The sequence below is a fragment of the uncultured Paracoccus sp. genome (assembly GCF_947487305.1).
Lineage (GTDB): Bacteria > Pseudomonadota > Alphaproteobacteria > Rhodobacterales > Rhodobacteraceae > Paracoccus.
The window spans coordinates 1-15,126 of record NZ_CANKWH010000034.1; the positions used below are offsets into that span (position 1 = coordinate 1).

The window sequence follows — 15,126 nt, forward strand, 5'->3', positions numbered from 1 at the left end:
GCAGCGCGACTGACAAGCTCGGCCCGCCGGTGAGCGCGAGGCCCGTCGTAAGCTACACCACGCCGCGGGACATCATCGTTTGTCTGATGGACCGAAAGCTCGCGGGGCGAGCTTGGACACCCTGCCAGAGCAACCTATCGAGGCCGCCGACATCAAGCTCTAGCGATCCTCGTCTTGCCTTTCAGGCTGACGACGAAGGTTTGTGACCTGCCCTTGTCCCGAGAGTGGCGAAGGGCACGGCCACTCTCGGGACACGGGCAGGTCACAGGCGAGATGCCTCAGGTCAGGCCGGCAAGCCTGTCGATATCAAGATATCCGGCCCTGCGGATCAACGAGGCGGGATAGTGATTGTCGCCGATCATCTGTTCGATCGAAAAATCCGGCTCGAGTTTTTTCAGTTGCTCGGCATAGCCGATGGCACGGTCTTCCTCGCCGAGATGGGCGTTCAAGGCCACCAGATAGCGCAAGGGCGGACGAAAGTCGGGACACTGCGCGATGACGTTCTCGAGCAGCCGCAGTGCCTCGGGAATGCGTCCCAGCAACATGGCCGCGCCGAACTGCTGCTGATCCCACCAGAAACGGTTTGGCGACAGCCTCGCCAGATCGCGCGCCCGGATCGCGTCGGCATAAGCCTGACGGGCCTTGCCGGAATAGAGCCGGGCCGAACTCAGTGCCCACCAGGCCATCGGATTAGCCGGGTTCAGCGCCACACTGCGTCCGGCGAGCTCAAGACAACTGGCCGGGTTGCCCAGCAAATGCAGATGGGTATTGGCAACGGTGGCCAGAACCATGGAATTGTTGGGTTCCAGCTCCATCGCCCGGGCCGCGAACCAAGCACCCGACTCCTGCAACGCGGCCGTATCGGGGCTGTGGCGCTCGACCCGCTGGATTGTTCGCAGTTGCGCGCGCCAGGCATAGTAAAGACCGCGCGGGGAAATCTGGCAGGCCTTCTCCAGCAATTCGTCGGCCTCGCGCACCGTGTCGGGGCGGATGCGAAACATCTTGCGGATCGCCACCCGGCTGAAATGGTCGGCAAGACTGGATTCCGGTGGACGGCGACGATTGTCGATCAGCAGATCGCCAACGATCTCCACCAGCTCATTGGCAAGCTGCAGCAATTCGGCATTGTCCGTCGCCATTTCCTTGGCCGAACTCAAATCGCGATGACCAGTCCAAAGCTGCCTGCGTCCCCCGCCTTCACTGAGCAGCACCCGCACGGCAAGCCGGTCGCTGCCATGGGCGAACGCTTCCACATTGACCACCCATCGGCCCAAAGCTGTTGTCGGGTCGGGCAGGCGGAGGATGTCGGTGATGAAGAACTCGTCCAGGGAATGACCGATCCGGTCGGCGACAAGCTTCTCGACCCATTCACATATCCCCGTGCTCCGCCCGCTTTCGGTAATGGCAATCGACCATGGCCCGACCACAGGCGCGACCGGTTGCGCAATCATCGCAACGTCGAGCGGGCTCTCGGGTTCGGGCCGGGCACGCTGACCCGACAACCAGAGGTCGAACTCATCATCGCGGACATCCAGCCCTTCCGCGAATTCGGCAGAACCGTCCCGGCGAATGTCGAGACGATCGGGGTCCAGACGCACCGTCCTGCGGTCGGTCTGCAGGATATCACCACAATCTCCGAAGGCGCGGCGCAACTGTGACAGAGCCTGACGCAAGCTGGCAGAGCCCTGTTGCTGGGATCTGTCGCTCCACAATTTGTCCTGCAGCCAAATGCGGCTGCGTTCCTGATGCGGCGCGGTCAGCAGCAAAAGCAGCAGACCCTGCTCTTTCGCGGCTTTGGGCGTAAGAACGCGCCCATCGGCGGATTCCACCCGAAATGGGCCGCGCAGTTCGAATTTAAGTACCGCTTTCATTATTTGAACGGATCTGGAAACAAACCAGTTCATACTCTAACAGCGAAAACGGTCGCACATAACCTGAATCGTGAAATAATCGCAAAATGTTCAACCTTGGTGCGGTATTTTCTTGCCAAGGCATGGCATGATTTCAATCTGAGAGTATCTTTTCCAAGGAGGTTGAAATGCTGACTTTCGGAGGAACGAGTGGCGGTACCAGCGGGGGAACCAGCGGAGGGACCAGTGGAGGCACCAGTGGAGGCACCAGTGGAGATGTCGGGACACTGGGTGGAGAAGTCTTCCTGACGCGTCACGCCGGCAGTCCCGGCTCGCCCCTGCTCAGCCATGCGCTGATGGTGTCGCAAGATGCCACGGTGTCGCATTGGAATGGTGACGCCGACCCATTGCTGAACCCGGTCCTGCCGACCGATGACACCTATCTCAGATCCCTGCGGCTGCCGTCACAGGCGCTGTTGCTGGACTGCCGGCTTCGCAGTCGGGTTTCGGTCACTTTGGCCAAGCACAATAGCGCCGTGGCAAAGCTGCGCATTGACGGCAAGAAATGGGCGACGGTCGAGAATCCGGGCGATGAATATTTTCGCAGCCAGCTCTACTGGATGCGGGCCTATGCCGATTTACGTGCCGATCGTCTGGCCGAGATCTTTCTGCAAACTGGCGATATCCTTTCCTTCTTTGGCGCACATGCCTATCTGGATAATGGCCGGCGGCGATATACGCTGATGATAATGGATGCCGCGCGCAGTCTGGCCATCCATGTCGAGACGCAGATGAAATACCTGCTGAGGCAATCTCGCCCGATCGACTATGCCACCGAAGTTCAACCGGTCATCCAGACGCCGGATCATTCCTCATACCCGTCAGGTCACGCGGTCGAGGCCTTTGCCATCGCCACGGTTCTATGCCGGCTGGCCTTGCGGACCGATCCCGTCGAAGCGGTCCATAAACGGCAGCAACCCATGGTGCTTGCGCATCGCATTGCCGCGAACCGGACCGTGGCTGGCGTGCATTTCCCGGTCGATTCGCTGGCCGGGGCCTATCTCGGCTGCGTCGTGGGCGAGGCGATCCATCGCCTGGCCAAGGGACATAAAAGGCCGGACTCTACACCGTTGGCAATTCCGTCGATGACCCAACATGCCGCAGGCGACGCGACGACCGCCACCAGCGAAGATTTCCTGCTGACCTGTTTCGAACGTCAGATCGAATTCCTGAGTGCAGAATCACCACATGGCAAGGTTAAGCACGATCCGGTTCTGGCTGAGCTTTGGAAAGATGCCGTCGCCGAGTGGCCGCAGAAAGGCGGTGCGTGATGGCGGTCAAATATGACTGGAAAGAAACGCCCAAGGAATACTCGCCCTATACGGATTTCTGGCTGAATGTCGAAGGCAATGAAGGTCGTATCAAGCGCGAATTCGGGCAGGCCCAGTGGACGCCGGACGTCGAGAAGCACTATCTGCGCAACTATGCAGACGGGGCGGCTTACAGAGCTACCCGGCGCGAACGTTCAGCCGGATCCGTGACCGCCGGCATCTCCCCGGTCGGAAAGATACCATTGCCGATCGGTTCGCCCAATCCATGTCCAAGGCCGGGCGAGCTGGGCAGGATCCCGCCAGAACTGATCAATGCCGTGTGCGACGACCTGCCCGAGGATGCCGTGCTCATCGGGGTGGCCGACACGGGAATCGCCCTGGGGCACCGGATGTTTCGCCGCAAGGATGGCAAGACCCGAGTGATCTCGGCCTGGCAGCAATCGGCCCAGTGGCAGGGTCAGGACTATCTGCCATTTGGCCAGGAGCTTAACGCCGCCGACATTAACACCCTGCTGCGCTACTCCTCGCAGAATCGGGATCTGTTGGGGAAGCTCGACGAAGAGAAATTCAACCGCGCCGCACGTCTGGTCGAAGCCAATATCCGGCACGGTCAGCGAGACCTGGACCATCTTGCGGCCCACGGAACCCATGTCATGAGCCTGGCGGCGGGGCTGGATCCCGAGATGGCGGACGCTGCGCTGCTGAAACGGTGCCGAATGATCGTGGTCAATTTTCCCTGCCAGTTCTCGCATGGCAGTGCCGGCAATTTTCTCGAAGCTTTTGCGGCCCATGCCATGGAACGCATGTTCAGAATCGCCGAAGCGCTGTCCGAGCGTATGCTTGGCAGCCAGGGCAGGTTTCCACTGGTGCTCAATTTTTCCTATGGCAAGACGGCTGGCCCGCGCGACAGCAGCGCACCGCTGGAGCAGTTGATTGAGGCCCTGATCAACAAGTATCGGCATCCTGGGCAAGCGGATGCGCAGGTAGCGGTTGGTGTGCATATGCCGGCGGGAAACAATAATCTGGATCGGGGAATTGCCCAAATCTGGCTTGCCAGGAACACGCCGGGTCCCGAGCGAGCGCTAAATTGGCGCATATCGCCCTCGGACGAGACGGCGAACTTTCTTGAGATCTGGACGAATGGCGATGTGTCGGGGTCACAGGCGAGCCAGCCCGAGTTGCCAACGCCGGAAGACTTCACCTTTCTGATCACCATTCCCGATGGGCAGCAGCACCTCATAACCGGCGCCGAGGCCGGCAAAAACATCGACATCTGCGCCGAAGGGGAGGGCGGTGCCATTCAGGCAAGACTTTATTGCGAGAAGAATATCAATGACCGCGTCTATTTCGTTCTCGCGGTCCTGCCGACCCAAAATCACTATCGCCCCGGGATGGATCTCCCCGGATTTATACCTGCGCCTGCCGGCCTCTGGTCCATTCAACTGAGCTGCACGAAGTCAGCTGTGGTGGATTTCTCGGTGCAGAGCGATCAGTCGCGCAGCTTTGCCAGCCGCACCGGGCTGCGGTCCTATCTGGATGACAGCGCCTATCGCAGGCATCTGGAGAATGGCCGTCTGCGCGACAGTTACGACTATCCCTACAAGAATGATAACGATAGCTGGCTCGAGGCCGGGCAGGGACCTGTAGTCAGGATCGGCAGTCAGAATGCTCTGAGCACCGCCCAGAACTGCGCGGTGTTGGGCGGCTATCGGCGCAGCGATGGTCAGCCAGCACTGTACTCCGCGACAGCGCCGGTTGATTTGACGAAACCGAGAGCAGCTGGCGGGGGAAGTTTGGCAACCCAGATCGATGCCGCCTATCCGACTGATGACGGCGCCGCGCATTTCGGGGTACTGGGCGCGGGTTCCCGAGATGGATCGACGGTCGCCTTTCGCGGCACCAGTATGGCGGCCGCCCTGGCGACGCGCGAGGTTGCCATGGCGGCGCTGGATGCCGGTGCCGCGGAGTGTGGATCAGCCGAGCCAGACTATCCCGGCGCCGCTGCCGCCCCGGCCAAGGTCGGCAAGGTCCGACGCCGCTATCCCGCAGGGTATCGTCAGGATCTGCCGGAGCGCATGGGCTGAAACCGCCGCCTGATCCCGGATCGGAACCGCCCTTCCAGATGGCCGCGCCCTTCGGCGCGGCTTTTTTTGTGTTCGAACGGCGGGAATGACGCTGGTTTTGCGCTGTGTTGACGCTGCGCTGACGGTCGCATGGCAGATTGAGTCCACGCTTCACGTCAACCCGGTAGTTCCGGATCAACCCTGAAAGGAGAAGCATCATGGCAAGGATGGCAACGCCTACCCCGGCTCGCAAGGTCTACGCGTCGACGATCGGCGCGGCGATGGCGGTTATTATCATCTATCTGATCGAGACCTTTGTCACCAAGGGCACGCTGCCCGAAGGCGTGGCCGCCGCGATCACCGTCGTCGTGACTTTCCTCTGCGGCTATTACACCCCGCCCAGTCCCGTCGATGAGATCGTCCCCTCGCCGAAACCCATCTGAACCACATCCGGTGCCGCCTGCGGCGCGCGCTGGTCAATCAGAAAGAAAGTCACCATGCCCCGTATCCGCATCAAGACCATTGCCGGCGTGCCGATCCTCTACGATCGGGACCCGCCGGAGAATTATGGCAGGACCGGTTATCCGGTCGAACCCTGGATCGATTCCGATTTTTCCATCCAGGCCGAAAAGATGTTCAGCCAGCTGTTTCTGGCTCTGCAATCCTCGGGCTTCGGCTCTGTGACCCATTTGCTCTACGGTGGTATCGGCAGGGTGGGTGGCGGCAAGCCGAGCTATCACCACGACAATCGCGCCTTCGATCTGGACGCGCTTCGCTTCTCGAACAATCGCGTCTGGGTGGCCACCAGCTTTCCGCCATACCCGCATCTCTATCTGGCGATCGAGTCGGTGGTCCGGCAGCATTTCGGCACCGTCCTCGGCTATGGCTATAATGCGGCTCACCGCGATCACATCCATTTCGACAATGGCGAGCCACCGGGTTTCAACAGGATGGCGAAAAGCCGGGTGATGTTCCTGCAGCGCGCACTGCACTACATGTTCGACGAGTCGCTGGCCATCGACGGCGTCTATGGGCCACAGACTCGGCAGGTCGAGACCCGGGTGCGCAAGCTTCTGGGCCTTGAAACCCTGACAACGCGTGCCAACTGGATCAGCTTTCTTGGCACGGCCGGTGGCATTGCCCTGGATCGTGCGACGGCCTCGGCCGAAGCCGGGGCGGCAGGGGCTACGGTCGCCTGAGATGGAACCGGCACGCGCAACCGCAGCCAGCACGCTGGCGATGGCCCTTCTCGCGCTGGCGGGATGCGCGGTTTTCGAACCGCGCTATTCCGAAACCGCACTGACCAGCATGGAAAGCGCCTATTCCGAGGTCTCGACCCTGGTGGCCGCGACCGACCTCGGCCAGTTCGGGGATCCGTCCAGCTATGACGGTGCCGCAGACCGCTATGCCGGGACCATCGGCCAGATCGCACTGGCCCGCCAATCGGTGGCCGTGGGTGGAGGCAAGCCGGGCAGTCCGGCGTCCAAGGCGAGCGAACTGATGCTGGAACAGATCGATGCCTGTACCGAGGCCGTTACCCTGATGGCAAACCAACACCGCCAGGGCGGTCTGACCGCCGGCGCAGGCTATGGCAGTGCCAGAATAGCCTGCGCCATCCCATTGACCAACATGCAGAATTAGCGAGGTGGAACCATGTCTTTCGACATAAAGGCATTCAGACCGGAATCGGTCGCCGATCTGGCCGATGGGCTGGCTGAAGCGATATCCTGGGCGGCAGCAAACTGGTTCAGCGCGAATTTCCAGGCGGTGAAGCTCCATCTGATCGCGATCAGCGAGGCGGTCATGCAGACCAGATGGAACCTGGCGACAGGACGCATTGGTCGGGCCGAGGCTGCCACGCTGATGGGCATCCACAACGCGGCGCTAGGCGCGCAGATGCCCGGAGTGAAATATGGCGGCTACGAGCTTGTCCAGAAAGTGCTCGATACCGCAACCAAAGTGCTCGCCTATGCCGTGCGCAACCTGACCGGCATCAATCTGGCACCGCATCTGATCGGTTCATAGCGAAGCCTTGAGGGGAGGTGGCGGATGGAAGACCCAAGCAGATCAACCTTGACCCCGGCCAGCGGCTGCCTCGCCAAACATGGCGGCCGCATCTGCAATCGAGAACTGGCGTCATCAGGGGCCGGAGTGCTGTGCGACATGCATCTGGCGATCATCCGGGGCGGGGGCGAGATCCTCCCCAGAGCCGGGCTGAGCGCGGATCAGGCGCAGGCCCTGCGCCGCGTGGCGCGCGAGCAAAGCCCGGGTAGCTGGTATTCGGGTCTGTTCAACAACCCGGCCGTGCTGCTGGTCATTGCGCCCTTGCTGCTGCTCCCCATGGAAATCATCCGGATGGAGGCGTTGAATATTCCCGCCTCGGTCCGTTTTGGCGCGGCCGATACCCTGATCCTGCTGGCGAACAATCTTTTCCTTATCCTGATGGCGCTGGTCGGGCTGTGGTTTCTGCATATCGGGCTTCTCGTCACCCTGGGATTGCGGCTGATGCCCTCGATTTCGCTGCTGTTGGCCTATCTGGTGGTGATGTTTTGCCTTGGGCTGCTGGCAATAGCCGGTTCTCTGGCCCTGCTGGCGGCAATCCCGGTCTGGGGTCTGACCCGTGCCGTTGTCTGGCTGATCGGCTTGCTGCGTCAAACGGGGCCGAGCAGCCCCGGTGTATCGCCCTTGGACGGCTTCAGGGCGTTGGTTCGTCTAATCGTCAGAAACCTGCAGAAAACGCGAATGCGGTTTCTCGACTATGCGCCACGGGTGAAGAACTGGACCCGTGACCGCCACAGAAGTCTGGTCTGGGCGCTGACCAGTCGCGCCGCCCATGGCCGCCGGATCTTTGCCCTGCGGCTTGGCGCGATCATTCTTCTGGCGGTCGAATTGCTGGTCTTGGCCAATTTTCAGGGAACCCGCGCCGGTCTCCGCATCGCCGGGGAAAGGAACTGTACCCTGGACATCGATGGCGGATTGGAAAGCTGGTTTCACGAATACATGCCGAACTATCCGGTGCTCGCTTCGGTGGGGGGCATTTTCGACTGGCCGGTTTCCTGCGGCAGGCTGGTGCTGGCCTCGGGCTATCCGGTCGAGTCGTCGGGCCTGAAGCCGGCCACGGACCGGCCTGTCGAAGCGACGGGCGCACCGCGCGGGATCATGACCGAAAGCGTTTTCTATATCGGTGATTTCGGCGAGTGGGCGGTAGTGGCGCCCTATGCCAGCCCGACCCTGCGCCTCCAGCTTCGCCGCTCGGCCATCACCGAATTCGTTGCCGAGCCGGCGGTTCCTGAGAACGTGACCGGCGAGCCAGACCCCACTGTGCCGCCGGTGGCCGGAGAGTTTCACAGCTTCGTCACGCATCTGGCCGCCGGTACACTGCTGGCGGTGGATTGGCTGGGCAGGTTGCTTCCTGCACAACCGGACGCATCGTCACCACCGGCATCGGATTCACCAATGGTCGCGTCAGACCGCCAGACGGACGTGCTGCTGACGATATCCGACCAGCTCGGGCAACTGAATCAAAGTCTGGACACCCTGTTTCGCGCCCCGGATCGCCCGGCTCTTGCCGTTGTCTCCGACAATCTGCGTGCGGTGGCGATCGCGCTGAACGGGCTGAACCTTCGCGTGCCGGGCGACGGCAGCGGCGAGGACGAACCGCCCCTGTCGCGGGCGGCGGCTCAGCTGGGCTTCGATACGGGGGCCTGTCTGCGCGAGCAGGTGCCACTGTTGTTCGACTTTGCCGAGCGCGGGTCGCAACCCGGCCCGGACGCGCAACTTACACGCCTCGTCACGGATTTCGGCGCCGAGCTGTCGGCCCGGCCCGGCCTGCCACATCTGGTGCTGATCCGTGGCGGTGCCAGCGATACCGGCCCATCGCAACAGAATATCCGGCTGTCTGAACGACGCGCCGAGGCGGTCAAGCGCGCACTGGCGATCAGGTATCTCGGCTTGGCCCCGGGCGCGGATAACCGCCTGATCGGCGCTGAGCTGGGCAAGGCCGGTCTGGTCATGATCGCCTATGGCCTGGGCGAGCGGCCCGACCGCAGCGTCCATGACAGCAGCGTCTCTGGCCGCGCGGTCGAGATCTTTGTCTGCCCACTCGATCTGGCCGCCGATCCCGCAGGCCGGACGGCCGGACTGCTTGCCGATAGCGGTTGAACTCGGTGCCAATTCGAGAGGGCTCCGCGAACTTGCGCCTCCAAGCATAGAGCGAGTGCGTGCTCACACCCAGCCGAGCCGAAACCTCCTTCGCCGGATAACCCCGTTCTGTGATCTGCGCGACAGCATCGCGCTTGAAGTCGTCAGTGAAATTGCCCGTGCCCATCATGGCCTCCTTGCCACAAAGCTGGCGAAGAAGGCGTCCACGAAACATGGGGCTAATCAGTTTCGCCATCTAGGATATATAAATTCCGTCAACTATGCCAATGCGTGTGTTTTATGGCGGTCACCCTCCAGAATCCGTATCGGCGCGCGAGTTCTGAAAAAAATATTTATAAACAATACGTTGTGTCGGTTGGATCTATCCTTTTGGGCAGGGGTGATATGTCGCACCTGTCGAGATGGGGAGAGAGATGTTAACGTCCGCGTGAGTTTAGCGATGGCTCATGTGTCAGTGCGTGAAGCGCTAATCTTTATGAGTAGGGGACTGGTGAAATGTCGAATTCTGATTCGGAACTGACTTACGACCAAGCGTCGGGAAATATTGGCACCATTGCCGGGCGCCTTACCTTGGATGCCAACAACGACGGCACCGAGGCCAATGGTAGCGGTGGCTGGGATGCGGGGATCGGCGGCAGGACCGTGCAGTTGCTGGATGTGAGCGGCAATGTCGTTGCCACCACCACGACGGACGCCTGGGGCAACTATCGCTTTGATGTCGCGGCGGGGCAGTATGTCGTGAAGTTCACGACGAGCAGCGGTCAGGCTTTCGCGACCTCGGACTTGGGGACGTATGCTGCGGCCGATTCGGACGCCTATGCCGACGGCACGACCGCGGTGATCAACCTCGGGGGCGGCCAGAGCTATCTGAACATCGACGCCAGCGTCGTGAATACCAGCACCGCCAATGCCGTCACCAGCACGGCCATCACCGGCGACCATCCGGACATGGCGAAGTACACGCTTGGCGCGGAACTTATCGTCAATGGCGGCTTCGAAGCCCACGCCAACGCGGGTAAGACCGGCTATTGGTTTTACGACGGCCTGCCCGGCTGGTCGAAGATCGCCGGCGCGAGTGCGATCGAGCTGCATACCGGGAACTACTCCACCGGCAACAAAGTCGGAAATGCCATCGTCGAACTGGATTCCCAAGGGGGCACGGTCGATGGAATCAAGCAGACCGTCTCGATCAGCGAAACCGGGACCTATCGGCTGTCCTTCGACTATGGCGTCCGCGTTAATGACTATAGCGGTGAACAATGGTGGGCCGATTCGTCCAGCAACAGCTTCATGGTCAAGATCGATGGCAAGATCGTGCAGCTTGTCGGCTCTGGCACCGACGCGAATTTCAACATGGGCTTCCAGACGCGCAGCTTCGACCTCAAGCTGACTGCCGGAAACCACACGATCGAATTCATCGAGGACGGTTACGATAACGCCGTCGCCAATGAAGGGCTGGGCGCCGAACTTGACAACGTGTCTCTGAAAAGGGTCAACCTGACCTATGACACCGGCATCATCAGCGGCACCTTCTACTATGACGGTGACCGCGACGGGATGCAGGACGCCAACGAAAGCGGCTTTGCCGGGCGCAGCGTCTGGCTTACAGATAGTAGTGGAAACTACATCAGAACCCCGGACGGCGGTTACGTCCAGGTGGTGACCGATGTCAACGGCAACTACTCCTTCGAAGGCCTGAAGGCGGGCAATTATCGCGTCGCTTTCCGCGACGATATGGCCAATGTCGACTTCGCCAATTCGAACGCTACAGCGCCGTCTGGCAAGCCGATGTGGCTGTCCGAGAGCCTGGCCGTGAAGCCCGGGATGGAGACCGGGAATGTCAATGGCGGCATGGTCGGGCTGACCTCCAGCAGTACCATCAAGATCTACGAGAACGACGCCTTCGTGAAGGACTTCGACACGACCTGCCAGATCATCTCGGAAGACGTTTATTTCATGGTTGACCAGCCGATCTGCGCCCGGATCGGCAATACCAGCTTTGGCGAGAACCAGGTCAATTCCTGGAACAACGCGACCACGACAGCGGTCGACTATTACGTCTTCCTCGAAAAGCCGGCAGCGACCGATCTGACCTTCACGGTGCGCATCACCCTTGATCCGGCCAAGGTCGGCAGTGGTGCCGCACCGGGCGGATTCGCCTATCTGACCACCCAGTCGAACGAGATCAACGCACCGCGCTATGAAGAGATCACGGTCACCGTGAAGGCCGGGCAGACCAAATCCTCGGCCTTCTACGTCGGAACCGAGGCGGCGAAGTACAACTATGCCTTCGGGGTCGAGATCGACGAGATCTACAACCACGATCAGAACGCGATGTGCGAACGGGTGTCGGTGGTTGTCACCACGCCGGTTGCACTTGACCTGAACCGCGACGGCAAGATCGGGGTGACCGGCGATACCACCTCGGCCAACAAGGCCGGCCTGACCATCGGCGAGACGGTCAAGTTCGATATGAATGCTGACGGCAAGGCCGAACGGATCGAATGGTTCGACGGCTCGGGCGACGGCATCCTGATCGACAACCGCGACGGTCTGGCGGCATCGAACATGAACGGCTCGCGCCTGTTCGGCGACGGCAACGGCGCCTATGCCAACGGCTATGCCAAGCTGCGGGCGCAGTTCGATACGAACGGTGACGGCAAGATCAGCGGCGCCGAGTTGAACGGCCTGTCGCTCTGGGTTGATGATGGCGATGCCAAGGTCGAGGCCGGCGAGATCCAGACCCTCAAGTCGCACAGCATCACTGAAATCTCGGGCATCATCAGCACTGAGACCGACGGGTCGGGTCGGCAGATCATCCGCTCGACCGTCAAGGTGGATTACGAGACTTCGGGCAATGTCACCTATCGCCTGGAAGGCCCCGACGCCTCGCTGTTCAAGGTCGATGCCCAGGGCAAGGTCAGCTTTATCAAGGCGCCGGATTACGAGAAGCCGCTGGATGCCGGCCGTGACAATGTCTACAACGTCACGCTGGTCCGCCAGACCGACGATCCGACCTGCGCGCCCTCGCGCGAAAACCTGCGGATCGAGGTCTCCGACAAGCCTTCGCTGGGGGATACCGTCTGGTACGACAGCAACGGCAACGGCGTTCTGGACAGCGGCGAGGCCCGGGCTTCGGGCGTGACAGTGCAGCTGATCAATGCCGCGACCGGAATGGTCGTCGCCACCCAGACCACCAATGCGAACGGCAACTACCTGTTCGACGACATCAATCCCGGCAACTACCAGGTGAAGTTCGTCGCCCCCAGCGGCTATACCTTCACCACCCCGGCCCCGGTCGGCCCCGAGGCCGCCAACAACGACTCGGATGCCGGCGCGGGTGGTCTGACGGGGACGATCAACCTCGTGGAAGGCGAGCATCAGCGCAATGTCGATGCGGGCCTGGTGTTGAAGGATACCGGCACGGCGAGCCTTGGCGACAAGGTCTGGTACGACACCAACAAGGACGGCGTGCTGAACAACGGTGAAGCCGGCGCTTCGGGCGTGACGGTGCAGCTGGTCAACCCCGCGAACGGTACGGTCCTGGCGACCACCACCACGGATGCGAACGGCAACTACCTGTTCAACAACCTGAATGCCGGCAACTACCAGGTGAAGTTCGTGGCCCCGAACGGCTATGTCTTCACCACGCAGAGCACGGTCGCGGCGGATGCGGTCAACAATGACTCGGATGCTAACACCACCACCGGTCTCACCGGCACGGTCAACCTCTCGATCGGCGAGGCCGAACGCGACGTCGATGCCGGCCTGAAGGATCCGGGCACGGCCAGCCTTGGCGACACCGTCTGGTTCGACGGCAACGGCAACGGCGTTCTGGACAGCGGCGAAGCCCGTGCCTCGGGCGTGACGGTGCAGCTGATCAACCCGGCGAACGGCGCGGTCCTGGCAACCCAGACCACCGATGCGAATGGCGGCTACCTGTTCAACAACCTCGATGCGGGCAACTACCAGGTCCGCTTCGTGGCCCCGAACGGCTATACCTTCACCACGCAAAGCGCGGTCGCGGCGGATGCGGTCAACAATGACTCGGACGCCAACCCCACCACCGGCCTCACCGGCACGGTCAACCTCTCGATCGGCGAGGCCGAGCGCGACGTGGATGCGGGCCTGGTGTTGAAGGATACCGGCACGGCGAGCCTTGGCGACAAGGTCTGGTACGACACCAACAAGGATGGCGTGCTGAACAACGGCGAAGCCGGCGCTGCGGGTGTGACCGTGCAGCTGGTCAACCCGGCGAACGGCACGGTCCTGGCGACCACGACCACGGATGCGAACGGCAACTACCTGTTCAACAACCTGAATGCCGGCAACTACCAGGTGAAGTTCGTGGCCCCGAACGGCTATGTCTTCACCACGCAGAGCACGGTCGCGGCGGATGCGGTCAACAATGACTCGGATGCTAACACCACCACCGGTCTCACCGGCACGGTCAACCTCTCGATCGGCGAGGCCGAGCGTGACGTTGATGCCGGTCTGAAGGATCCGGGCACGGCCAGCCTTGGCGACACCGTCTGGTTCGACGGCAACGGCAACGGCGTTCTGGACAGCGGCGAAGCCCGTGCCTCGGGCGTGACGGTGCAGCTGATCAACCCGGCGAACGGCGCGGTCCTGGCAACCCAGACCACCGATGCGAATGGCGGCTACCTGTTCAACAACCTCGATGCGGGCAACTACCAGGTCCGCTTCGTGGCCCCGAACGGCTATACCTTCACCACGCAGAGCGCGGTCGCGGCGGATGCGGTCAACAATGACTCGGACGCCAACACCACCACCGGCCTCACCGGCACGGTCAACCTCTCGATCGGCGAGGCCGAGCGCGACGTGGATGCGGGCCTGGTGCTGAAGGATACCGGCACGGCGAGCCTTGGCGACACCGTCTGGTACGACACCAACAAGGACGGCGTGCTGAACAACGGCGAAGCCGGCGCTGCGGGCGTGACCGTGCAGCTGGTCAACCCGGCGAACGGCGCGGTCCTGGCGACCACCACCACGGATGCCAACGGCAACTACCTGTTCAACAACCTGAATGCCGGCAACTACCAGGTGAAGTTCGTGGCCCCGAACGGCTATGTCTTCACCACGCAGAGCACGGTCGCGGCGGATGCGGTCAACAATGACTCGGACGCCAACACCACCACCGGTCTCACCGGCACGGTCAACCTCTCGATCGGCGAGGCCGAGCGTGACGTTGATGCCGGTCTGAAGGATCCGGGCACGGCCAGCCTTGGCGACACCGTCTGGTTCGACGGCAACGGCAACGGCGTTCTGGACAGCGGCGAAGCCCGTGCCTCGGGCGTGACGGTGCAGCTGATCAACCCGGCGAACGGCGCGGTCCTGGCAACCCAGACCACCGATGCGAATGGCGGCTACCTGTTCAACAACCTCGATGCGGGCAACTACCAGGTCCGCTTCGTGGCCCCGAACGGCTATACCTTCACCACGCAGAGCGCGGTCGCGGCGGATGCGGTCAACAATGACTCGGACGCCAACCCCACCACCGGCCTCACCGGCACGGTCAACCTCTCGATCGGCGAGGCCGAGCGCGACGTGGATGCGGGCCTGGTCAAGCTGAACAGTGGTCCCGATGCGAATGATGATCTCGGCAAGACCTGCGCTGACGAGTCCAAGACGGTCAACGTTCTGGCCAATGACAGCGATCCGGACGGCGATGCGCTGACCATCACCGCGGTCAACGGTCAG

At 61.8% G+C, this 15,126-nt stretch carries 9 protein-coding genes and 1 pseudogene; 8 read left to right on the forward strand and 2 right to left on the reverse strand.

Going from position 1 to position 15,126, the window contains the following annotated elements; genetic code table 11:
* Window positions 1–278: 278 nt before the first annotated feature.
* Window positions 279–1,871 carry a hypothetical protein gene (locus Q1A36_RS20125; RefSeq protein ID WP_299847777.1) on the reverse strand — a complete coding sequence of 531 codons (1,593 nt, stop codon included), beginning with the start codon at window positions 1,869–1,871 and terminating at the stop codon, window positions 279–281.
* Window positions 1,872–2,038: 167 nt separating this feature from the next.
* On the opposite strand from Q1A36_RS20125, the gene Q1A36_RS20130 reads away from it, so the two are divergent.
* The 7 genes from Q1A36_RS20130 (at window position 2,039) to Q1A36_RS20160 (ending at window position 9,405) form a co-directional block, all read left to right on the forward strand.
* Window positions 2,039–3,181 (forward strand): phosphatase PAP2 family protein, encoded by a 1,143-nt coding sequence (locus tag Q1A36_RS20130; RefSeq protein WP_299847778.1) that lies wholly within the window; start codon window positions 2,039–2,041, stop codon window positions 3,179–3,181.
* Window positions 3,181–5,265, forward strand: coding sequence for a S8 family serine peptidase (locus tag Q1A36_RS20135; protein ID WP_299847779.1), 2,085 nt, complete (start codon window positions 3,181–3,183; stop codon window positions 5,263–5,265). The genes Q1A36_RS20130 and Q1A36_RS20135 overlap by 1 nt, the downstream gene beginning before the upstream one ends.
* Window positions 5,266–5,462: 197 nt before the next feature.
* Entirely contained in the window at window positions 5,463–5,687 is a 225-nt protein-coding gene (locus Q1A36_RS20140; RefSeq protein WP_299847780.1) for a hypothetical protein, read from the forward strand.
* Window positions 5,688–5,741: 54 nt separating this feature from the next.
* A complete protein-coding gene (locus Q1A36_RS20145; protein WP_299847781.1) occupies window positions 5,742–6,443 on the forward strand; it encodes an extensin family protein in 702 nt (233 codons plus the stop codon).
* A 1-nt stretch (window position 6,444) separates the two neighbouring features.
* A complete protein-coding gene (locus Q1A36_RS20150; protein ID WP_299847782.1) occupies window positions 6,445–6,885 on the forward strand; it encodes a hypothetical protein in 441 nt (146 codons plus the stop codon).
* A 12-nt stretch (window positions 6,886–6,897) separates the two neighbouring features.
* Window positions 6,898–7,269, forward strand: coding sequence for a hypothetical protein (locus Q1A36_RS20155; protein WP_299847783.1), 372 nt, complete (start codon window positions 6,898–6,900; stop codon window positions 7,267–7,269).
* A gap of 126 nt (window positions 7,270–7,395) precedes the next feature.
* Window positions 7,396–9,405, forward strand: a complete 2,010-nt coding sequence (locus tag Q1A36_RS20160) for a hypothetical protein (protein ID WP_299847784.1) — start codon at window positions 7,396–7,398, stop codon at window positions 9,403–9,405.
* A 25-nt stretch (window positions 9,406–9,430) separates the two neighbouring features.
* Here Q1A36_RS20160 and Q1A36_RS20165 read toward each other — a convergent pair.
* Window positions 9,431–9,571: pseudogene (locus Q1A36_RS20165) on the reverse strand (transposase); the annotation flags it as partial.
* A 329-nt stretch (window positions 9,572–9,900) separates the two neighbouring features.
* On the opposite strand from Q1A36_RS20165, the gene Q1A36_RS20170 reads away from it, so the two are divergent.
* Window positions 9,901–15,126, forward strand: a 5,226-nt coding sequence (locus tag Q1A36_RS20170) for an SdrD B-like domain-containing protein (RefSeq protein ID WP_299847785.1), incomplete at its 3' end; no start/stop codon positions are given.

What these genes read in the sequence shown, in the direction of transcription:
- Q1A36_RS20125 (WP_299847777.1), bottom strand. Translation starts at nt 1,871, where the DNA reads ATGAAAGCGGTACTTAAATTCGAACTGCGCGGCCCATTTCGGGTGGAA.
- Q1A36_RS20130 (WP_299847778.1), top strand. Translation starts at nt 2,039, where the DNA reads ATGCTGACTTTCGGAGGAACGAGTGGCGGTACCAGCGGGGGAACCAGC.
- Q1A36_RS20135 (WP_299847779.1), top strand. Translation starts at nt 3,181, where the DNA reads ATGGCGGTCAAATATGACTGGAAAGAAACGCCCAAGGAATACTCGCCC.
- Q1A36_RS20140 (WP_299847780.1), top strand. Translation starts at nt 5,463, where the DNA reads ATGGCAAGGATGGCAACGCCTACCCCGGCTCGCAAGGTCTACGCGTCG.
- Q1A36_RS20145 (WP_299847781.1), top strand. Translation starts at nt 5,742, where the DNA reads ATGCCCCGTATCCGCATCAAGACCATTGCCGGCGTGCCGATCCTCTAC.
- Q1A36_RS20150 (WP_299847782.1), top strand. Translation starts at nt 6,445, where the DNA reads ATGGAACCGGCACGCGCAACCGCAGCCAGCACGCTGGCGATGGCCCTT.
- Q1A36_RS20155 (WP_299847783.1), top strand. Translation starts at nt 6,898, where the DNA reads ATGTCTTTCGACATAAAGGCATTCAGACCGGAATCGGTCGCCGATCTG.